At 42.9% G+C, this 20,876-nt stretch carries 20 protein-coding genes; 16 read left to right on the forward strand and 4 right to left on the reverse strand.

The window, feature by feature from the left end:
- The first annotated feature begins 12 nt into the window (after nucleotides 1-12).
- From ccsB to ACXQIQ_RS01710, 5 genes are all read left to right on the forward strand, one after another.
- On the forward strand, nucleotides 13-1,203 hold the full coding sequence (ccsB, locus tag ACXQIQ_RS01690; protein ID WP_439300451.1) for a c-type cytochrome biogenesis protein CcsB: 1,191 nt from the start codon (nucleotides 13-15) through the stop codon (nucleotides 1,201-1,203).
- An 84-nt stretch (nucleotides 1,204-1,287) separates the two neighbouring features.
- Nucleotides 1,288-2,007, forward strand: a complete 720-nt coding sequence (locus ACXQIQ_RS01695) for a response regulator transcription factor (protein WP_439300450.1) — start codon at nucleotides 1,288-1,290, stop codon at nucleotides 2,005-2,007.
- On the forward strand, nucleotides 2,004-3,803 hold the full coding sequence (locus tag ACXQIQ_RS01700; protein WP_439300449.1) for an ATP-binding protein: 1,800 nt from the start codon (nucleotides 2,004-2,006) through the stop codon (nucleotides 3,801-3,803). The genes ACXQIQ_RS01695 and ACXQIQ_RS01700 overlap by 4 nt, the downstream gene beginning before the upstream one ends.
- Before the next feature lie 151 nt (nucleotides 3,804-3,954).
- Nucleotides 3,955-4,650, forward strand: a complete 696-nt coding sequence (locus ACXQIQ_RS01705; protein WP_439300448.1) for a peptidoglycan DD-metalloendopeptidase family protein — start codon at nucleotides 3,955-3,957, stop codon at nucleotides 4,648-4,650.
- Nucleotides 4,651-4,692: 42 nt separating this feature from the next.
- A complete protein-coding gene (locus ACXQIQ_RS01710; protein ID WP_439300447.1) occupies nucleotides 4,693-5,505 on the forward strand; it encodes a histidinol-phosphatase in 813 nt (270 codons plus the stop codon).
- Nucleotides 5,506-5,721: 216 nt separating this feature from the next.
- On the opposite strand, the gene serA is transcribed toward ACXQIQ_RS01710, so the two are convergent.
- Both serA and ACXQIQ_RS01720 read right to left on the reverse strand, forming a co-directional pair.
- Nucleotides 5,722-7,296, reverse strand: coding sequence for a phosphoglycerate dehydrogenase (gene serA, locus ACXQIQ_RS01715; RefSeq protein WP_439300446.1), 1,575 nt, complete (start codon nucleotides 7,294-7,296; stop codon nucleotides 5,722-5,724).
- 123 nt (nucleotides 7,297-7,419) lie between these two features.
- Nucleotides 7,420-7,908: an inorganic diphosphatase gene (locus ACXQIQ_RS01720; RefSeq protein ID WP_439300445.1), complete on the reverse strand. Its 489-nt coding sequence runs from the start codon at nucleotides 7,906-7,908 to the stop codon at nucleotides 7,420-7,422.
- Nucleotides 7,909-8,162: 254 nt separating this feature from the next.
- Here ACXQIQ_RS01720 and ACXQIQ_RS01725 point away from each other — a divergent pair, with 254 nt between their 5' ends.
- Nucleotides 8,163-10,547, forward strand: a complete 2,385-nt coding sequence (locus ACXQIQ_RS01725) for an immune inhibitor A domain-containing protein (protein WP_439300444.1) — start codon at nucleotides 8,163-8,165, stop codon at nucleotides 10,545-10,547.
- Between the two features lie 1,006 nt (nucleotides 10,548-11,553).
- Here the strand turns inward: ACXQIQ_RS01725 and ACXQIQ_RS01730 are convergent.
- Nucleotides 11,554-11,802 carry a ferredoxin gene (locus tag ACXQIQ_RS01730; protein ID WP_439300443.1) on the reverse strand — a complete coding sequence of 83 codons (249 nt, stop codon included), beginning with the start codon at nucleotides 11,800-11,802 and terminating at the stop codon, nucleotides 11,554-11,556.
- A gap of 294 nt (nucleotides 11,803-12,096) precedes the next feature.
- On the opposite strand from ACXQIQ_RS01730, the gene ACXQIQ_RS01735 reads away from it, so the two are divergent.
- The 5 genes from ACXQIQ_RS01735 to ACXQIQ_RS01755 all read left to right on the forward strand — a co-directional run bounded on the left by ACXQIQ_RS01735 (nucleotide 12,097) and on the right by ACXQIQ_RS01755 (nucleotide 16,143).
- Entirely contained in the window at nucleotides 12,097-13,185 is a 1,089-nt protein-coding gene (locus tag ACXQIQ_RS01735; protein ID WP_439300442.1) for a YpbB family protein, read from the forward strand.
- Entirely contained in the window at nucleotides 13,175-14,677 is a 1,503-nt protein-coding gene (locus tag ACXQIQ_RS01740) for a RecQ family ATP-dependent DNA helicase (RefSeq protein WP_439300441.1), read from the forward strand. Before ACXQIQ_RS01735 ends, ACXQIQ_RS01740 begins: the two co-directional genes overlap by 11 nt.
- Nucleotides 14,670-15,275, forward strand: coding sequence for a CPBP family intramembrane glutamic endopeptidase (locus ACXQIQ_RS01745; protein WP_439300440.1), 606 nt, complete (start codon nucleotides 14,670-14,672; stop codon nucleotides 15,273-15,275). The genes ACXQIQ_RS01740 and ACXQIQ_RS01745 overlap by 8 nt, the downstream gene beginning before the upstream one ends.
- A 31-nt stretch (nucleotides 15,276-15,306) precedes the next feature.
- Entirely contained in the window at nucleotides 15,307-15,609 is a 303-nt protein-coding gene (locus ACXQIQ_RS01750) for a hypothetical protein (RefSeq protein WP_439300439.1), read from the forward strand.
- Nucleotides 15,610-15,675: 66 nt separating this feature from the next.
- Nucleotides 15,676-16,143, forward strand: a complete 468-nt coding sequence (locus ACXQIQ_RS01755) for a DUF2663 family protein (protein WP_439300438.1) — start codon at nucleotides 15,676-15,678, stop codon at nucleotides 16,141-16,143.
- A 16-nt stretch (nucleotides 16,144-16,159) separates the two neighbouring features.
- On the opposite strand, the gene ACXQIQ_RS01760 is transcribed toward ACXQIQ_RS01755, so the two are convergent.
- Nucleotides 16,160-16,378, reverse strand: a complete 219-nt coding sequence (locus ACXQIQ_RS01760; RefSeq protein ID WP_439300437.1) for a hypothetical protein — start codon at nucleotides 16,376-16,378, stop codon at nucleotides 16,160-16,162.
- Between the two features lie 198 nt (nucleotides 16,379-16,576).
- Here ACXQIQ_RS01760 and ACXQIQ_RS01765 point away from each other — a divergent pair, with 198 nt between their 5' ends.
- The 5 genes from ACXQIQ_RS01765 (at nucleotide 16,577) to ACXQIQ_RS01785 (ending at nucleotide 20,671) form a co-directional block, all read left to right on the forward strand.
- Nucleotides 16,577-17,209 (forward strand): CBS domain-containing protein, encoded by a 633-nt coding sequence (locus ACXQIQ_RS01765; RefSeq protein ID WP_439300436.1) that lies wholly within the window; start codon nucleotides 16,577-16,579, stop codon nucleotides 17,207-17,209.
- Nucleotides 17,210-17,256: 47 nt separating this feature from the next.
- Nucleotides 17,257-17,652 carry a hypothetical protein gene (locus ACXQIQ_RS01770; protein ID WP_439300435.1) on the forward strand — a complete coding sequence of 132 codons (396 nt, stop codon included), beginning with the start codon at nucleotides 17,257-17,259 and terminating at the stop codon, nucleotides 17,650-17,652.
- A complete protein-coding gene (locus ACXQIQ_RS01775; protein ID WP_439300434.1) occupies nucleotides 17,649-18,428 on the forward strand; it encodes a metallophosphoesterase in 780 nt (259 codons plus the stop codon). The genes ACXQIQ_RS01770 and ACXQIQ_RS01775 overlap by 4 nt, the downstream gene beginning before the upstream one ends.
- 86 nt (nucleotides 18,429-18,514) lie before the next feature.
- Entirely contained in the window at nucleotides 18,515-19,114 is a 600-nt protein-coding gene (locus tag ACXQIQ_RS01780) for a genetic competence negative regulator (protein WP_439300433.1), read from the forward strand.
- A gap of 291 nt (nucleotides 19,115-19,405) precedes the next feature.
- On the forward strand, nucleotides 19,406-20,671 hold the full coding sequence (locus tag ACXQIQ_RS01785; protein ID WP_439300432.1) for a Glu/Leu/Phe/Val family dehydrogenase: 1,266 nt from the start codon (nucleotides 19,406-19,408) through the stop codon (nucleotides 20,669-20,671).
- The last annotated feature ends 205 nt before the right edge of the window (nucleotides 20,672-20,876 follow it).

Here is a 20,876-nt window from a genome sequence, read left to right on the forward strand (position 1 = left end):
GGAGGAAACACATTGGCAGAATTAAGTAGTAGTCTATTATATGCGGCATTTATCATCTATTTTATCGCAACAGCTGTCTTTGCCGTCGCATTGACGGTCAAGAAGTCAGACGAGGCAACGACGATGAACAAATGGGGACGTTGGGGATACATCCTTTCGATCATCGGTTTCATCTCCCAACTCGGCTACTTCATCACTCGCTGGATTGCGTCAGGACATGCTCCAGTCAGTAACTTGTTCGAATTCACGACGTTTTTCGGCATGATGATGGTATTGGGCTTCATCGTGATTTATGCAATTTACCGTTTGAACGTATTAGGTGTGTTCGCGATGCCGGTCGCATTACTGGTCATTGCCTATGCTAGTATGTTTCCACGAGAAATCGAACCGCTCATTCCGGCACTGCAAAGTAACTGGTTGAAGATCCATGTTACGACAGCTGCCCTTGGGGAAGGGATTCTGGCAATCAGTTTTGTCGCTGGACTGATTTATCTCATTGCGTCCATCGATCAATCAAAAGGGTCGAAGAAGACGGGATGGTTGGAATTTGTCCTGTATACATTACTCAGTACCCTCGGATTCATCCTTGTCTCCTTATATTTCGGATTGACGGACTATCAGGCGACCTTCAACTGGATCAATGAGAATGAAGCGGAAGCAGAGCTTGTCTATCAACTGCCTGCCATTGCAGGACCTCATGAAGGGGAATTGTTGACAGAAGATACATTCGGACCTCTATTCGAAGCTCCATCCTGGATGGAAGGTATAGACGCTCCGAAAAAACTGAACACATTCATCTGGTCACTTCTTTCAGGTGGTGTGCTTTATGGTCTGCTTCGATTGTTGCTTCGCAAACGATTAGGCGCAGCTTTACAGCCGATGTTGAAAAATATCAATAAAGAGCTTGTAGATGAAATCAGCTATCGCTCAGTCGCAATCGGGTTTCCTGTGTTCACGCTCGGAGCGCTCATATTCGCGATGATCTGGGCACAAGAAGCATGGACCCGTTTCTGGGGCTGGGATCCTAAAGAGGTCTGGGCACTGATCACATTCCTGTTTTATGCTGCTTATCTACACTTACGACTGACAAGAGATTGGCACGGTGAACGATCTGCATGGTTATGCGTCCTCGGATTCGTCATCATCATGTTCAACTTGATTGCTGTCAACCTTGTCATCGCAGGGTTACACTCGTATGCTTAAGAAATAACCTTCACGTTTCGTGGAGGTTTTCTTTCCATTTGGTAAGAATAAATGGTATGTATGATGTAGGAGGGTTTGTATATAATGGAAAATTTACAAAGAGTATTAGTTGTTGATGATGAAGAACGAATCCGTAAATTGCTGAAGATGTACTTAGAACGTGAAGATTTTGAAGTCGTTGAAGCAGAAGACGGGGAGACGGCATTGCAAATCGGCCTGGAGTCTGAATTCGATATCATCCTGCTTGATTTGATGTTGCCTGAAATGGACGGAATTGAAGTTTGCGAGAAACTTAGAAAAGAAAAAGCGACTCCAATCATCATGCTGACAGCAAAAGGAGAAGAATCGAACCGCGTGCATGGATTTGAAGCTGGTGCGGACGACTATGTCGTCAAGCCGTTCAGCCCGAGAGAAGTCGTCTTGCGGGTGAAAGCGCTGTTAAGAAGATCGACTGCTACGAAATTTTTACATACAGATACAGCGAGTAAAGACTTGCTCGTTTTTCCGCATTTGACGATTGATAATGACGCCCATCGCGTGATGGCGGACAATAAAGAAATCAATTTGACACCGAAGGAATATGAATTGTTACTTTATCTGGCCAAGACACCAGACAAAGTGTACTCCCGTGAACAATTGTTGAAGGACGTTTGGAATTATGAGTTCTTCGGAGATCTTCGTACGGTGGATACGCATGTGAAACGGCTCAGAGAGAAGCTGAACCGTGTCTCTGCAGATGCAGCATCAATGATTTCAACCGTATGGGGCGTCGGTTATAAGTTCGAGGTGGAAGAACAAGAATGATCTGGCGGAGTGTCGTAGGCAAGCTTTGGGGGACGATTCTGCTACTCGTTTCCGTTGTATTATTCATCTTGACCGTCTTATTGCTGCAGTTCTTCGAGAACTTGATCGTCGACAATGCAAAAGTGCAGCTTTCTCAACTTGCCGGCTCACTCGTCCAGGTGATCGAAGACGAACGACGCTTCGAAAACTCTGAGGAAACGATTAATGCACTGGTCGATGCGCATTCAAGCAATATTGTCATATTAGGTGAGAACACACAGTTCTCCCATGCTTCCAATCAAGTGGAACTGTCGCTTTTGCCTTATTCGTTGTTCCGTGAGGATAAGCAGTTGTCGCAAGTTCTGAAACAAGGAAAAGAAGTGACTGTACAGGGTGATTTTCCTTCTGCAAAAAATAACGGGACGGAATCGAACGAAATCCTGATTGTCGGGAAACCTGTCCAGTTAACCCCTAATGAGCGCGGAGCTGTGTACATCTATCAGTCGTTGGATTTGATTCAGGAAACGAATAAGAAAGCGAAGCAGATCATCTATCTATCAGCCGGAATTGCCATCATACTGACTACGATTTTCGCCTTTTTCTTATCCACGAGGATTACAGCGCCTTTACGACGGATGAGAGAAGCGGCACTAGAAGTGGCTCAAGGGAAGTTCGATACGAAAGTACCGATCCTCACCCATGATGAAATCGGTGAACTTGCGCTCTCTTTCAACCGGATGGGGCGTAAGCTGAAGAACAACATCAATGCACTCAGTCAGGAAAAAGAACAGCTCTCAAGCATTTTGAGCAGTATGGCAGATGGTGTCATCACGTTTGACCGTAGAGGGAAAATCCTTGTGACGAATCCACCTTCCGAACGCTTCATCCAAGCCTGGTATTATGAGCAAGGAATGGAGGAACGAGTAGGGGAAGAGTTACCTGAACAAATCAAAGACTTGTTCCGACGAGTCGTCAACCTCGAACGAGAACAGATGACAGAGATCGAATTGCAAGGGCGTAGCTGGGTCGTTGTCATGACGCCGCTCTATAACCAGGCAAATGTCCGTGGTGCTGTTGCTGTATTCCGGGATATGACAGAAGAGCGGCAACACGATAAGCTGCGGAAAGATTTCATTGCGAATGTCTCACACGAGCTCCGCACACCGATTTCAATGCTACAAGGATATAGTGAGGCGATTATTGACGATATCGCAGCTACAGAAGCCGAGAAGAAAGACATTGCTCAGATCATTTATGATGAATCGCTCAGAATGGGTCGCCTCGTCAACGAGCTGCTTGATCTTGCAAGAATGGAAGCGGGATATGTCTCATTAGAAAAGATGGAAATCGATGTGGATGAATTCTTCAGTCGTGTCGTTCGCAAATTCCAGGGACTTTCAAGAGAAAGGGACATCCAGCTGCAGATTTCTACTCCAGAGCATCCGGTCCAAGTAAATGCAGATCCGGATCGTCTGGAACAGGTGATGACGAACCTTGTCGATAATGCCATCCGGCACACTGATAAAGGGGGTCATGTCACGGTCAAAGTAACAGATCGAGGCGATGGTATCCTGGTTGAGGTGAAGGATACAGGAACAGGAATTCCGAAAGAAGATCTGCCATTCGTGTTCGAGCGTTTTTATAAGGCAGATAAAGCACGGACGAGAGGAAGATCTGGGACGGGGCTTGGTCTTGCCATCGCGAAAAACATCGTCGATTCGCACGGTGGAAAAATATCCGTTCACAGTAAAATGAACGAAGGAACGACATTCTCCTTCCACATCCCTCGAAATAGTGAGAACACGAGTAAATCGTGACGATTAATCTTGTTCCATAAGAAACATTGAAGCGCTTTTTACAGTAAAGTGACATTCAAAAACTTTTGTTATAAAAATTGGACAACCTCCATACGATATGAGCATGTGCAAATTTGGTCCATATGCTCTACCAATCGTGGGAGGTTTTTTTATGTGGAAAAAAGGATTCTTCGTGTGCTTGTTGATCATGTTTTTTAGTTTGCCAGAATTGGCGAAACCATATATAGTTTCTGCAGAGGAGACAGAATTGAACAGGGGTGCGTTCAATTGGGAATGGCCCGTTCAGGGCATCATCACGGATCATTTCGGCTCTCGGGGTGGTTCGCATTTCGGGATCGATATTGCTGCTGAACGTGGTACAAATATTTACACGGTCGATCAAGGGAGGGTTCATAAATCGTATTACTCCAGTACGTATGGCCATGTGATCTTCATCAAACATCCTGGAAAAGTGGAAACGGTCTATGCCCACTTGAGTGAGCGACTTGTAGAAGAAGGGGAAGTCGTCGAACGTGGTCAGGTCATAGGGAAGGTCGGCAACACGGGAAGATCGGATGGAAATCACCTTCATTTCGAAGTACATACGGAGGAATGGAATATCGAAAAGAGCAATGCAGTCGATCCATTGGTATTGTTAGACGAAGAAAACCATCGGTTCCATGCACTTGAGGTCAGTCAAACGAATGCACCAGAAGATAAAGTCATCACAATCCAAAGTGGTGATACTTTATGGTCGCTTTCAAAGCAATACAGTGTTTCCGTGGAGAACTTGATGCTGTGGAATGACCTTGGATCCGATTTAATAGTCGCCGGAAATCCACTCATTGTATTTAAAGAAAAGTCATAAACACGTATAATGATGGTGATCACAGTCGGAAGGATGATATTCGTGCTGACAGATTACCATAATCATTTGGAAAATGGGACTTTGACATTGGAGTATTTGAAGAAGTTCACTGATAAGGCATCAGAAAAAGGAATCGAACATTTCGGGATTTCAGAACACGCGTATCACTTTTACCAAACAGCCAATATTCTTTCGAATCCCTGGGTGGATGAACGCCGCTATTACGACATGGATGATTATGTCGCATTGTTTGAAGAAGCCTGGAAGAAGAATATTGATGTGAAAATGTCGATTGAGATGGATTACACACCTGGAAAGCACGAAGAGATGGGTTCCTTTATCCGTTCATACGATTTCGATTATGTCATCGGATCCATCCATTGGGTCGAAGATTTCGGCATTGATCTTTCAGAATTCAAGACCGAATGGGATACAAGAGATCTGCATGATACGTACCGGAAGTATTTTGATCAAGTCGTCACGTTGGCTGAATCCAACCTTTTCGATATATTAGGGCACTTCGATTTGGTCAAAATCTTCAACTACGTGCCACAAGAGAAGGAATTTCTCATTGAGCAATATGAACGGGCGACGGACGCTATTGCGGAGTCTAAAACGTGTATCGAAATCAGTACAGCAGGATTACGGAAACCGGTAAAAGAAATGTATCCACATGAGGAATTGCTGAAAATGTGCTACAAAAAAGGGATCCCAATCGTTTTGTCCTCGGATGCTCATTTTCCTGAACATGTCGGATTCGCTTATGACAAAGCGGTGGAATTTGCTCGTTCCGTCGGTTACACACAATTGATGACATTTGAAAAAGGCAAACGACGCGAAGTGGAGCTTGGATGAAAGTAAATCAAAAGGCTTAGAGGATATGTTCCTCTAAGCCATTTTTATAGTCCAGGAATAGGTGAATTCCGAGAATTGATGATTTCACCCTACCAGAGCGCATATCTGGATAGGTGAATTCCGCGAATTGATGATCACACCCTATCAGAGCGCTTCTCTGGATAGGTGAATTCAGCGAATGGGTGATTACACCTTACCAGAACGCCTCTATATCATCTATTCCATCGACATGACGGTTACCGATGAGATGTTATTCGTTTGTTGCAACTCTTCGAGCATCGGGTGGGTCAATGGCTCATCAAACGTCAGTACCATTGCAGCTCCACCTCCGATTTCTTTTCGGCCAACCTGCATCGTAGCGATGTTCATTTCGTATTTTCCGAGAACCCGACCGACCATACCGATGACACCTGGTTGATCATTATGCGTAATGAAAACGAGGTGACCTTTCGGTGTGAAGTCGATGTCGAATCCGTTCAGATTAACCACTCTTCCACCTAAACCAGGCAATAATGTCCCTTGGATAGAGACGCTATGATCTTCTCCGATTACTTTTACGTCGATTAAGTTGGAATAACCGTATGATTGGGATGCCTTCGTTTCCCCGTAGGATATCCCCCGCTGTTTAGCGATGACACTCGCATTGATAATATTGACGGGTTGATCCACGCGCGGATTCAAGAACCCAGAGAGAAGACTTCTCGTAATCGGTAACGTTTCATGGTCTGAGAGGTCACCTGAATAGCTCAACTGGATTTCGTTGACCGCGGTTTTGATACATTCGGATAAGAATGAGCCTAGTCGATAAGCAAGGTCGATATAAGGATAGATGAATTCGTGTACATCTTTAGAAATCGTCGGATAATTGAGCGCATTATAAGCTGGCTCACCGAGCAATACATTGCGGACATCCTCGCTTACCTGCCTTGCCACATGGTATTGAGCTTCAGTGGTAGAAGCAGCGATGTGTGGAGTGGCGATTACTTTTTCATGTAAAAGTAGTGCTTGGTCCAAACAAGGTTCAGCTGAGAATACGTCGAGTGCTGCTCCTGCAATATGTCCATTGTTGATGTATTTCAGCATTGCTTCTTCATCGATGATTCCGCCGCGTGCACAATTGATCAGATAGACGCCTTTCTTCATGGACTCGATGGTTTTCGGATTGATGAGTCCTTTCGTATCCTCATTCAATGGTGTGTGAACAGTGATGATATCTGCGTGTTCCAGCAATGGATCCAATGGAACGGCTTCCACTTGCAGTTTTTTTGCGCGTTCCTGTGTCAAGTATGGGTCGTACACGAGTATTTTCATACCGAACGCGAGAGCACGCTTCGCAATTTCCGATCCGATCTTTCCTAAGCCTACGATGCCGAGTACTTTCCCATGTAATTCATGCCCCGTAAAAGCAGAACGCTTCCATTCAAGGTTACGGAGTGAGCGGTTCGCTTGCGGTATGTTCCTCAACAAAGACAGCATCATGGCAAATGTATGTTCAGCGGTCGAAATCGTATTCCCATTCGGGGCATTGACGACGATGATGCCTCGTTCCGTAGCCGCTTCCACATCAATATTATCTACACCAACGCCTGCTCGTGCAATGATTTTCAGGCGGGGCATTTCGGAAATCAATTGTCTCGTGATCTGGGTACTGCTCCGCACGATGACAGCGTCGACTTCATTTTTGGACTCTATTTGAGCGATGTTTTTTTCGATAAGGTGCATTCCTGATGTGTTCGCTAAAGGCTCTAGTCCAGTCTTACTGATTGGGTCACTTATGACGATATTGAACAAAGATCCATCACCTCATCCTTCACTTATTAATAGTTGATTGTCCTATCATTCACAATCTATGTCAACAAAAATAAATAAGACCCATGGAATCTTTTCCATGGGTCTTTCAAATATAATTCGGTTTTATTGCTCTTTGTAACGTTTTACGCACTCATCAACCAGCTGGGACGCTTTTTCAGGGCCTTCCCAAGCGCCGATTTCTGTTTTCTTACCTTGAAGGTCTTTATAACGCTCGAAAAAGTGGGAGATTTCTTTCAATGTGTGTTCAGACACATCTTCTAATGACTTCACGTGATCGAAACGTGGATCTTCAACTGGTACCGCGAGAAGTTTAGCATCTTCTTCGCCAGAGTCGATCATGTTCAATACTCCGATGACGCGGGATTCGATGACACATCCAGGGAACGTAGGATTCGTCACAAGAACGAGGATGTCAAGTGGATCTCCATCAAGCGCTAATGTATTTTCAAGGTAACCATATTCTGCTGGATAGAACATTGGTGAGAAAAGAACACGGTCAAGCTTGAATACACCTTGCTCTTTGTCATACTCATATTTGTTTTGGCTTCCTGTTGGTATTTCAATGAATGCATCGACAATTTTATTTTCCATTCAATAGGGCCTCCTTTAACTATGTAACAACTTACAGTTACCTATTATAGCAATTTGTTCCCCGTTTGAAAACTTACGTCTCTCCGTACATGGAAAAACGTATGAGCGGCTTCAACGGCGCCTAACCCAAAAATAGGCGGATTGATTCCGTGCTGGACATGGGCATTCTTCATCCCAGGTCATATAATGCACTATTACATCTCTACTCTCTTTGACGCGGACGACGACTATTCACATAAGGAGATGTTCAAGGAATGGGGAAGAGGCTCAGTTCTTTAAGGGGACTCGCAATTGCTGCTGTATTGTTGTTCGGAACCATCTTTTCATCGACGACTGTTGCTGCTACGTCTTGGATACAACCGGATTTGGATCAGCCAGGACCGATCGACCTCGGAATTGTGAACGATGAGCGCATGATTGAGGCTTTGATTGAGCGAGGATTGATTTCGAATACATTAAGTGCTTCAGGTAAAGAGAAAGCACTGAAGGCATATCTTGAAAAGCGGGCCAATGGACAAGCGCATAAGCATTCCGGGAAAAGCGTTCTAGGGGGAGAGCATGCCGATCGGTTGAAACATGTTCAAGAGAGAATGCGGAAAGGGATGCCATTTCCCTTGAAAACGAATGGAACGCCAAAAAAATCCTCCAGCTTCCAACTTCCTTCTGTATTTGAAGAACAATGGCAAGGAGCAGTCAGAACAGATAAGGTGCTCGTCATTGCCATTCAATTCCCTGACCTGCCTACAGGATCGTTTTCTCCAGATGAAACCGATATGTACTACGATGAATATCCCGTTTCCCATTACGAAGATATGATTTTTGGAGCAGAAGGGTATGTGGGACCTTCAGGTGAGAATCTGATCTCCATGAGACAATATTATGAACAACAATCAGGGGGGAGTTACTCCGTTGATGGAAAAGTGGCTGGTTGGTACACGGCTGCACACCCAGCGTCTTATTATGGATCGAATGGACCCGAGCCAGATGGTAACGATTCTAAACCTCGAACACTGGTTGCAGAAGCGTTGATGCTTGCAGCGCAAGATCCGAATATCAATTTAAGGGATTTCGATATGGAGGATCGTTACGATCTGGACGGTGACGGCAATTATCGTGAACCAGATGGCTTAGTGGATCATTTGATGATTGTCCACTCCGGAGCGGGAGAGGAAGCTGGAGGTGGCTCGCTAGGTGAAGATGCCATCTGGTCACACCGTTGGAATCTAGGAGGCGTGTTCCTCATACCCGGCACAATCGCCAAAGTACCATATTGGGGTGGTGTGATGGGGGCATTCGACTATACGATTGAGCCTGAAGATGGCGCTACGGGAGTGTTCGCGCATGAATACGGGCATGACCTAGGACTCCCCGATGAGTATGACACCCAATATTCAGGAGAAGGCGAACCGGTCGCCTACTGGTCGATCATGAGCAGCGGGAGCTGGGCTGGGATCATCCCGGGAACGGAGCCCACTGGATTCAGTGCATGGGCAAAGGAATTTTTACAAGGGTATGTTGGTGGCAATTGGCTGACCGGAATGTCGATTGATATAACGGATCCGTCTTTTCATGCAAAGCTCGCCGTATTGGATCAGGCAAACGACAAAGGAATCTGGAACGATGCAATCCGGGTAGAGCTTCCGGATAAGATGACACAAGTCAATGAACCATACAGTGGAAACTATGAGTATTACAGCGGTAAAGGGAATAGCTTGGATCACGCCATGTTGACGACGGTCAATCTGCAGAATGCAAAGAAAGCGAGCCTGTCGTTCAAGGCTTGGTATGAAATCGAAGAAAATTGGGATTATGCATCCATACAGATCAAGGAAACCGGAACAGAAGAATGGATTTCAATCAAAGGGAACCTGACCACATCAGAGGATCCCAATGAACAAAATCCTGGTCATGGCATAACAGGTCATTCGGATGGATGGGTGGACGGCGTATTCGATTTATCCCCATTTGCGGGTAAAATCATAGACTTGAAGGTGAACTACTGGACGGATGTCGCAGCCACGGAAAAAGGATTGTATTTAGATGATATCCATATCCAAATGGATGGAGAAACGATTCTTTGGGATGACGCAGAAGGGGATGCTCAGTTTGCATTGGAAGGGTTCAGTAAAGATACCGGCACTTTCTCCTCAAAGCATTATTACTTGCTGGAATGGCGGAATCACCAGGGAGTAGACCAAGGTCTCAAGCACATCCTCAGGGGTGAATCACTCATGGAATATGATCCCGGATTGGTTGTCTGGTATGTAGACTTATCTTATACAGACAACTGGACAGGAACACATCCTGGGGAAGGTTTTTTAGGTGTCGTGGATGCTCATCAGTCTACGTTGAAATGGAGTGACGGCACAATCGCGTCAACGAAGTATCAAGTGAATGATGCCGCCTTCGGCATTTCAAGGACGAACGGAGAATATTTGGATTATCAGGAATCGTTGGGGATCACGCTGACAGCACAAGACCAAAGAGGAGATTGGTTGTTCTCAGATCAGGATGAGTATCTGAATCCAGGTCTCGTAGACGCTGGACGCAACATACCGCAATATGGTCTCACCTTCGTCGTCTTCGCACACTCGAAAGATAAGTCCACAGCCTTGATTGGTATTTTCAAAGAGAAGTAAGTAGCTATTCATCCCTATGAAGATCATTCTACCTGAAACGATAATACTGAAGGTTATTTCCGCAAATATTGTTGCTCTTGAGTTCATTTCCGCTTAAGGTACTCAACTTGCACAAGTTGTTTCCTAACAAAAATGATCCGATTTCAACAATCCTAAAGAAAAGATCCATATAAAAAAAGAACGCTTCTTATTAACCGGTTCGGTTATCTATCACAAACAATAAATATGTTGACTAAAATGTGCCCCGAATTGCATAGCAATTTGAGGCACTATTTTTGTTGATAAATAAGGATTATTGCTCAAATAGAACGTTAAATTGTTTGAACATATGCATACGAATTTGTAACCTTACAGAATCCCCTGTATGTTTGCAAATTGACCTGCATTTGTTTTTGTTAGAATGCGGAAGGTAATCAAATTTTGAAATATTATATGGATAATGCTAAAAGTGTACTTAGATACACACTTATTGTTATTCAACAAAAGGACAGGATTGTTGAAGGTGGGAGATAGGGATTAACGGACATCAGATCCGTTATTTGTGACAAAAACGCTAATTTCGGTGTGCAAGCGGACATCAGAGACGCTATTCTTTAAAAAGTATATTGTTTTTGATGATTTTGGACCAAATAAGGTATCATATGTCCGTTAAGTTTAGTGAAAATGAATAAGTTATAGAAATAAGGTCCTCAATGTCCGTTAGATTTATGAATTAGTCATTCTTCATTAATTATCGCGCGCTTTAGTTTAAAAAGCTGAAAAAAAATAGCCGCACATCGATCCGTAATGGATTGAAAGTTCGGCTTATTTTTTATCTTATACGATATGAAATACAGTGAAATTATCTATGCATTTCCATATGCAATTTCTTAAGTAAATTACGGTTTTGTGACAGGTATCAGAACCCGATAGCTTCTTATGGCGTTCTTTTTTAATTGACAATGATTATCATTTGTAATAATCTATAAAAAACGCCCTGCATTGAGGGCGTCTTCGTAAGTATTTTTTATTCGAACTTAGTTGCATCTCCATCGAAAGGCTCTTCTGCGATCTTGATTGAATCTGTTGGGCAACCTTCGAAGGCGTCTTGCATATCTTCGTGCAAGATATCTGGAATTTCTACGATTCCCTGGTTGTCATCCAATGTTACGAATGCAATTCCTTCATCATCGTAATCATAGATATCAGGTGCTGCTGCTCCACAAGCTCCGCAAGCAATACAAGTTTCTTTGTCAACAATTGTGTACTTTGGCATATCGAAATTACCCTCCTAGTAATTGATGAAACTGTCTTTCGTCATCCACTTTTCTAATCCTGCTTATTATCAATTAAAAAACAGTTCATATTCTCCAAATGATACCATTTTATATATCCATATTACTATTGTAAAACTGTTGTTAAGAGATTTCAACAGTTAAATTCAATGAGAATCCTTATCAAATAAGGGTTTCTCAATACTCTCATCTACATAAGCAATTTTCCCAAATTGACCAAAATCTAAACAACCTTTGATACAATAAGAGTATAGATGGGGAGGAGGTATGGAAATATGGATTATGCTGAAATGATCTACTTGTTCGGAATTCATCGTATGAACGGAGAACGGACGACATCAGGTCTCTTCCATCTATTAACAGGTAAAAAGTCTTCACAGACGGTCCAAGATGGGAAACTTTTTGGACTGTCCCATTTGTTTGGAACGTTTCAAGGATATAAGTATGCAGCCTTCGCGTCAAAGATACATGAATTCGAGAAAAAGGGATGGATCCATCTAGAAGAAAACCAAAAGGCGATCTTAACGGAACTCGGCGAATGGACTTTACAGGACAAGCTGGAAAATAAACCGATTCCGGATGCTTTGGATGGATGGCGGTTTGGAGATATCGCACGTGTGTTTTGGCGGCGATTCTCACTATTCACCCAAACCCTTTCGTACTTGTTAGTGGATGATTCGAAGTTTCATCCGATCCAGAATGATCCACAGGTTTTAGCATGGGTAAAACATCATTTCCCGAAAGCACCACAAGATCGTATACGTGTCTCAGAAGTCATACATAAAGAATTGAAGTCCCTCCTACATGGATTTGATCGAAAGACATCTGAAAACCTAGTTTTTCGGCTCACAAGATACAACCGGGTTGGAAGGACGTCCACACAGATGTCGGAACACTTGAAGATGGACCCGATGGAGTGTCACATTCATTTTCAAGCGGCTCTTCATCGTCTTGTTCGTATCGTCATGGAGGGTCGGTCTCAATTTCCATCCCTTTACCTATTCATTTCTGATCTGGACTCTGAATACACGTTAACGGAATCTACGAGAAAAACATACGAGTTGATCCAGGCAGGTTATCCTCACGAAAAGCTGCCGATGATACGGAATTTGAAGATGAGTACGATTGAGGACCATATCGTTGAGCTCGCCATTCATGTCGAAGATTTTCAAATTGAACCATACATATCGAACACAGATCAAATCAAGATTATGGAATCGTCGAATCGGCTGAATAGTAAAAAACTGAAAGACATCAAACAGGATCTGGATGAGGATTTTACCTATTTCCAGATACGGTTGACCTTATCGAAACATACTGCTGAAACCAGCTTGAATAAAGGAGCAATGAGCCTTGTCGATTGAGCAACTTTTAATGGACCGATTCGGACACACTTCTTTCCGGAGAGGACAAAAGGAAATAATTGAAGATGTCCTACAGGGAGAAGATGTCTTTGCCATGCTTCCGACGGGCACAGGTAAATCGATTTGTTACCAACTTCCCGCTTATATCGTACCCGGGAGCGTTATTGTCGTTTCACCTCTCATCTCATTGATGGAAGATCAGGTTGAGCAATTGAAACGGAACGGTGAGAAAAGGGTATACACGTTTCATAGCGGTTTACCATTTGAACAAAGGAAAAAGATCCTCAAGAATATCAGGCGGTTCAAATTCATCTACTTATCACCTGAAACGTTACAGTCGGATGTGTTGTTCGATGCTTTGAAGAAAACGCATATCTCTCTATTCGTTGTGGATGAAGCGCACTGTATTTCCCAATGGGGTCATGAGTTCAGAACCGACTATTTGAAGCTAGGAAAGATATGCGAACAGATTGGAAGGCCTCCGATCCTTGCACTGACAGCCACAGCTACTGAAAAAGTCCGGTTGGATATCATCCATCAATTGAAGTTACATGAGCCGAAGCAGCACGTCTATTCGGTGGACAGGCCGAACATCGCATTGCAGGTGGAAAAGGTGTTGGATCAAACAGATAAGATGGATCGTCTCATAGATTATGTGAAGCGATTAGAAGGACCAGGACTCATCTATACTTCAAGTCGGCTTATCGCTGAAACATTGACAGCGAACCTGAAACAAAACGGGATCGAACGTGTGGCGTACTATCATGGAGGTATGGAAAACGACGATCGGTTGTTGATCCAAAAACAATTCATTTATGATGAACTAGATGTTATTTGTTGCACAAACGCCTTTGGGATGGGAATCAATAAATCGAATATCCGCTTCGTCATCCATTATCACTTTCCGGCGAATATGGAAGCCTATCTCCAGGAAATAGGTCGTGCTGGACGAGACGGAAAATCGAGTATAGCCATTTTGTTATACCATGAGGACGATGACTTTATTCCTGAACGATTGATCGAGATAGAGTTCCCTGAACCCGAACAGCTTGATGGTTTCAGCCGGGCTATGGCACATCATCCAAAGGAAAGAAGTCACCTGGATCATGTGCTGCAATCACTGGACGTGTCTGAAACCGGTGAACGGTTCATCCGGTATCATTATGAAAACTTCTTACGTGACGATGATCAGGACCTTCAAGCATGGAAGGATGCTTTACTTGATAAGATGGAAAAGCGAATTCAAGAAAAGAAACGGCGCATCCGATATATGAAGAAATGGATTGAAACGGATACTTGTAAACGATCGAGTATTTTAGCAGCCTTTTCAGAAACATTGATTGATCGACCGGATCATTGCTGTAGTCATTGCGGCTTACGAGTGGAGGATTATGAACGAAAAGAAGTTACGCAAACGGAAGCTCCAACAGAGGACATAGGATGGGAAGAAGAATTAGCGAGGATATTCCATCAGGGGAATTTGCATGTTTGAGCAGTTGAATCAGAAAGAGATCATTAAGTCTTTGTCACAGAAAGATCTATATATAAACCTATACTTTACGCAAGGCATCTTCTTATTCCTGACGCTCTTGTTCTCATTGGTTTTCAACCAAGGTGTAGACGAATGGGTGGCGTTGTTCCATTTAGAGTGGGGTTCACTTCTTATTTGGACCCTACCTACTGTCGTTATCATTGTTGTACTGGACGTTCTTTTGTGGATAAAGGTACCGAAGAAATGGATCGATGATGGAGGGATCAATGAGCGGATCTTCTCGAATATATCCGTTTTTCACCTCTTTTTGATTTCAATCATTATAGGTGTTTCAGAGGAAATCTTGTTTCGTGGAGTCTTACAAGTGAACATTGGATATGTCGCTTCAAGCTTGCTCTTTGCATTCATGCACATCCGGTATATTACGAAACCTGTCTTACTTCTATTTGTTACTCTATTGAGTTTTCTGCTTGGTTGGATTTTCATGGTCACTGGGAATTTGTTGATTCCGATCGTTATTCATATATGCATTGATTTTCTATTAGGATTGATCATTCGCTATAATTTGTTTTCTGTCCGTAAGGCTAATGAACAATGAAGGTTTTGACCATCAGTGAAGGGGGCTACTCATGTTGAATCAACATGATCAAGCATCGGATTTGCGAGCGAAAATGAACAACGGACATGTGTCTGAGAAAGATGAGGTGGATATCCTCCATCTACCTCCTAGAAGTGAAAAACATCGTTCCAATAAAAAAACCAAGCAAAAAGAGACGACACCATCAGGTAAAATCCACATTTGGATCACCAGGATCATCGTCGTTGCCTTTCTCGGTTTACTCGTATTTACCGTTTTCTATTTTTCGAACGGTTTTGACTTGAATGACGAGTTGAAAAAAGATGCCGTAAAACTGATTGATATCGTGCGTTAAAAGGGGTTTGAAGTGCATGTATACGACATTCCCTCCTAGCATAGGTTTGAATAGGAGGGAATTCAAATGGATGGATTAAGAGTTTGGAAATTCAAGCAATATCAAATATCTGAAGTGACGCTGGAAGTGATCAAGAGTTTGGTGGAGAAAAGACAAAAGGAACAACGATTCGAACAGATCCTGTTGAAATGGTCGTTGTCGCTATTCGTCATCTTGTTCTTTGCGGTCTTATATATCTACTTCTATAAACTTCCTACTCTCGAAACCATGTTCATGAACAATCGCAAGGTCAGTGAGTATTTCATGCAGGATATGCTGTTGTTCGTCCTTTTTGTTGGAGGACTCTTATGTTTTGTCCAAATCATCCTTTATAAGAAGAAACATGTAAAAGCTGAAAGTGAATTCGAAGAGCTCAGGATAGCAACGATTGAAAGAGGAGAAGAACTGTGGGATAAACCAGTTCCATGGAAACATCGTCACGAGGTGTTTGAATGGTTGAAAAAAGACCATGATGTCAACTTATATCATAAGTGATGGTATTGGCAGCCGGTTACATCGGGCACGGGCAACCGAAAAAAGCGTTTGCATCTCTGCAGAAAAGCTGATCGTTGACGCGTACATGTTGTTTCGTAATCAATTGGATTCTTCCAAATGCAACGGTTTCATGATCCTTCATACAGAAAACTTCTACTGGGAGTCCGATTTTCTGGCTGTATTCCAAATCCTGATCGAGAACGAGAGACTTATTCGTAAACTTGGATATGGTCATGGTGTGTCCTCTCCTAACTTTAAATTTTAGAATTTTCTGAAGCGCTTTATCTTACTCATATCTTAATGTAAATTTACATAATTTTCAACCTCTATTGTTTAAATATTCTGATAAAAATTAATTTGTTACACATTCTAGTAGGAAATATCCAAGTGAATCTCGAATGGGTTATAGTACGAATATATCAGGGGGGATACCATGTTTGTCAAAAGCGTCATGATACCAAAAGAAAAGGCTTATATCGTCCAATCTTCCGAGAATTTGAAAGAAGTGTTACATAAGATGGAAGAATATCAGATTGACGGTATGCCCGTAGTGAACGGAAATCATTACGGTGGTCTTGTCACACTCAACAAGATCTATAAGGCGTTTTTCGAATCCGGTATGCAAAGGGATGATTTCCTTGCGCAGACTGTGGCAGGTGATGTTGCTGCTTATAAAGAAGAGTATATCGATGAAGAAGAGATCTTCGAGAATACGTTCTTAAGAGTGAAGGACCGTCCTTTGGTCGCTGTTGTAAACCAAAGTGGTGAACTGAAAGGGGTTATCACAAGGTCAGATATCCTGGAACAGTTCCAGAGCGCATTCGGTATGAAGCGTAAAGGAGTAAGGATTTCATTCTCCTCCTCTGAAGCGGAAGGCCGAATCGCCAGACTTGCAGAGATTGCGAAGCAATTTCATGAGAACATCATTTCACTCACGACGTTCGATGAAACGGATAAGTTCATCCGCAGAATCGTCATGAAAGTGGAAAAGCAGCAGAACATCGATAAGTTCGTAAAAAAACTGGAGGCATCTGGATTCAGGGTCCTCGATATCAAGGAAGATTAAACATGAAAGTCCCTTTCTCTACATAACGTGTAGGGGGAGGGATTCTCTTGTTTACACGATTCTTTTCTCTTATAATCGGATATTGGTCTTTCTATATTGTTGTTATTGAAATTCCTACCACGAATATGCAAGAATTCAGAAGGTGGCTAGGTACATTAATTTTTCAACCTGTTATGTTCGTTACCATTTCGTTTATGAGTATGGTCGGTATCTTAGCTTACGGATTTATGATTAAGAAAACCATCCGTGATTTGAAAGATCGTTCGAAAGGAAGCCTGTTTCAGAAAGCGCTATTCGTAGTCTTACTCCTGACAAGCTGGTATTTTCTTTTTCAGATGAACGTGGTAGTGATGCTGATATTATTACCATGCACCTTCTTTTATGGTATCATTTCGATATTACAGGCGAATAAGCATGTACGAAGACAGGAAGGTGTGGAATGATTTACTTCATCGGTTTTCTATTGTTATGCGGAATCCTATTGATTGTCCATATGTGGGTTGAAGCCCATAAAGTGACTATTGAGAAAAAGGAGATTCAACTTGAACATTATCCTGTAAGCTTCAATGGCTTAAAGGTTTTTTTTATTTCGGATATCCATACAAGGACCATCGATGACCGTCTATTGGATCAGATTGACGAGCCGATCGATTTGGTTGTCATCGGGGGCGACTTGATGGAAAAGGGTGTTCCTTTTGACAGGGTTTCAAGGAATTTAGACAAACTATCAGAAATTGCTCCTATTTATTTCGTGTGGGGGAATAATGATTATGAGGTTGATTTTCGAAGATTGGATGTCCTATTGAAAGATAAAGGTGTTACAATACTTGATAACACTTGTGCACGTTTTGAAACAGATGAAGATGTCTTACACTTGATCGGAGTAGATGATCCGACACTGGATCGGGATGAATTGAGACTCGCTCTGCAAGACATAGATGAGAGAGGATACAGGATCCTGATCAGCCATAACCCGAATATTATGGAGAAACTGCAGAGAGAAGATCGAATCGGTGCCGTATTGAGCGGACATACCCACGGTGGCCAAATCCGCTTTTTTAAATGGGGGATTGCCGCACGAGGTGGCATTAGCCGACATGCCGGTACATTACTATTCATCAGTAACGGATTCGGATATACGCAGCTCCCTTTCAGACTTTGTGCACCGGCACAAACCCATGTATTGACCTTTTCTCGATCGACATCTTCAAAAACCTGAAGAACAACATGACCATCATGAACCTTATTCTTGCACCATCATATAGTGTAGAAAGGGTGGAGTATTGCTGTTAAGGAGGACCATATATGCGATTGGAGCGTTTGACATATAATAAGATAAAAGTGTTCTTAACGTTGGATGACCTTGACGAGCGTGGTATTTCAAAAGAAGAAATGTGGCAAGACCTCCCTAAGGTACATGAGCTATTCAGGGATATGATGCTGGAGGCGGATGATGAGCTTGGCTTCAAAGCTGATGGTCCTATAGCTGTCGAAGTGTTTTCATTACCAGCTCAAGGTATGGTCGTAATCGTTACGAAGGGGCAATCGACCAATGAAGATGAGGACTACGATGATGAATTTTTGGAGCTTCAAGTGACGATGGACATCAGCGACGACGTCTTTTATGAATTCGACGGATTCGATGATCTCATCGCATTGACTTCACGGTTGTATCCGTTAGGGGTCAAAGGTGGAGAGATCTATCACTATAATGGACGCTACTACGCTTCCTTCGAAGAGGAAGATTATGAACGTCTCGATGTTGATATGTTCGTAGCTCTGTTGTCCGAATTCGGAAGTCCATCGACCATAACAAAATGGCGCGTCAGAGAATATGGAAAATTGATCTTAGATGACGATTCAGTCGGAAAGATCAATCACTTCTTCTTAACCGGAAAAGAATAAATGGTTCATAAAGCTTGGCTTCTGCCAAGTTTTCTATTTAGAGGCGTAAATATGGAACTTTGATTCAAAAGCTCAGAATAGTGAAAGAAGGCTTAAGAACAAGGGGGAAATGAACTTAAATACGTGATTCGGTATAGAAAAAGTCGTTCAACCTCAACATAAGAAAGCGTTTACAAAATAAAATGGAAAACTTATATATATCACTTCTCATAATCAGTGCTAGGGTGTATACTATGCATTGAGAAATTGAAATCATACTTATATTTATGGATTTTTCACGGGAGGTAAACCATGTCTGCCAATGAACACGATAACAATGGACAAGACAACGTATTAATATCAACACAAACTGTAATCAATGATGCTTTAGATAAGCTCGGTTATCCAGAAGAGGTATTCGAGCTGTTGAAAGAGCCTGTCCGATTGATGACCGTCCGCATCCCGGTAAGAATGGATGATGGATCGATCAAAATCTTTACAGGATATAGAGCACAGCATAATGATTCTGTTGGACCAACAAAAGGTGGCGTAAGGTTTCACCCGAATGTAACAGAAACAGAAGTAAAAGCATTATCAATTTGGATGAGTCTGAAGGCAGGAATTGTCGACCTTCCATACGGTGGAGGTAAAGGCGGAATCATCTGTGACCCGCGTGATATGTCTTTCCGTGAGTTGGAACGATTAAGCCGCGGATACGTTCGTGCAATCAGTCAGATTGTGGGACCTACAAAGGATATCCCAGCTCCTGATGTGTTCACGAACTCTCAAATCATGGCTTGGATGATGGACGAATACAGCCGTATTCGTGAATTTGACTCTCCTGGATTCATTACAGGTAAGCCGCTTGTATTGGGTGGTTCTCACGGTCGTGAGTCTGCGACAGCGAAAGGGGTAACCATTTGTATTCGGGAAGCGGCCAAGAAGAAAGGGATCAACATCGAAGGCGCTCGCGTCGTGATCCAAGGATTCGGTAACGCTGGAAGCTTCCTAGCGAAATTCATGTACGATGCCGGAGCGAAAGTGATCGGAATCTCTGACGCTTATGGTGGATTACATGATCCAGATGGATTGGATATCGATTATCTATTGGATCGCCGAGACAGCTTCGGAACAGTGACGAAGTTGTTCAAGGATACGATCTCAAACCAAGATTTACTTGAGTTGGATTGCGATATCCTCGTACCAGCAGCGATCGAAAATCAAATTACAAAGCATAATGCCCACAATATCAAGGCATCGATCGTCGTGGAAGCTGCAAATGGTCCGACGACGATTGAAGCGACGAATATATTGACAGAACGCGACATCTTGTTGGTACCTGATGTCCTTGCAAGTGCTGGTGGAGTGACTGTATCCTACTTCGAGTGGGTACAGAACAACCAGGGTTACTACTGGACAGAGGATGAAGTTGAAGCGAAATTAGAACAAGTCATGGTAAAAGCATTCAACAACATCTTGACTACAGCCACCAACCGAAAAGTGAACATGAGACTAGCTGCTTATATGGTCGGTGTTCGTAAAATGGCTGAAGCATCCCGTTTCAGAGGATGGATTTAAGACGATTAAGTTGAAACACACATTAAAATCCCCTATCATCTATATGTATGGTAGGGGATTTTTCCTATGTGTAAGGTGTTAATTACCTTAAAATTAAAGGCTCTCTCCAAAAGGTTATTTGCATTTGAGTCAAGTGCAAAAGCAACCAAGTTTGCGAAAACATCCAAATCAAAAAGCCATACTCACTAATTAATCGTTAATGATC

Source organism: Pseudalkalibacillus sp. Hm43 (assembly GCF_054170705.1).

Coding starts and splice junctions, on each gene's coding strand:
- ACXQIQ_RS01695 (WP_439300450.1), top strand. CDS start 1,288: ATGGAAAATTTACAAAGAGTATTAGTTGTTGATGATGAAGAACGAATC.
- ACXQIQ_RS01700 (WP_439300449.1), top strand. CDS start 2,004: ATGATCTGGCGGAGTGTCGTAGGCAAGCTTTGGGGGACGATTCTGCTA.
- ACXQIQ_RS01705 (WP_439300448.1), top strand. CDS start 3,955: ATGTGGAAAAAAGGATTCTTCGTGTGCTTGTTGATCATGTTTTTTAGT.
- ACXQIQ_RS01720 (WP_439300445.1), bottom strand. CDS start 7,908: ATGGAAAATAAAATTGTCGATGCATTCATTGAAATACCAACAGGAAGC.
- ACXQIQ_RS01725 (WP_439300444.1), top strand. CDS start 8,163: ATGGGGAAGAGGCTCAGTTCTTTAAGGGGACTCGCAATTGCTGCTGTA.
- ACXQIQ_RS01730 (WP_439300443.1), bottom strand. CDS start 11,802: ATGCCAAAGTACACAATTGTTGACAAAGAAACTTGTATTGCTTGCGGA.
- ACXQIQ_RS01735 (WP_439300442.1), top strand. CDS start 12,097: ATGGATTATGCTGAAATGATCTACTTGTTCGGAATTCATCGTATGAAC.
- ACXQIQ_RS01745 (WP_439300440.1), top strand. CDS start 14,670: ATGTTTGAGCAGTTGAATCAGAAAGAGATCATTAAGTCTTTGTCACAG.
- ACXQIQ_RS01750 (WP_439300439.1), top strand. CDS start 15,307: ATGTTGAATCAACATGATCAAGCATCGGATTTGCGAGCGAAAATGAAC.
- ACXQIQ_RS01755 (WP_439300438.1), top strand. CDS start 15,676: ATGGATGGATTAAGAGTTTGGAAATTCAAGCAATATCAAATATCTGAA.
- ACXQIQ_RS01760 (WP_439300437.1), bottom strand. CDS start 16,378: ATGACCATATCCAAGTTTACGAATAAGTCTCTCGTTCTCGATCAGGAT.
- ACXQIQ_RS01765 (WP_439300436.1), top strand. CDS start 16,577: ATGTTTGTCAAAAGCGTCATGATACCAAAAGAAAAGGCTTATATCGTC.
- ACXQIQ_RS01775 (WP_439300434.1), top strand. CDS start 17,649: ATGATTTACTTCATCGGTTTTCTATTGTTATGCGGAATCCTATTGATT.
- ACXQIQ_RS01780 (WP_439300433.1), top strand. CDS start 18,515: ATGCGATTGGAGCGTTTGACATATAATAAGATAAAAGTGTTCTTAACG.
- ACXQIQ_RS01785 (WP_439300432.1), top strand. CDS start 19,406: ATGTCTGCCAATGAACACGATAACAATGGACAAGACAACGTATTAATA.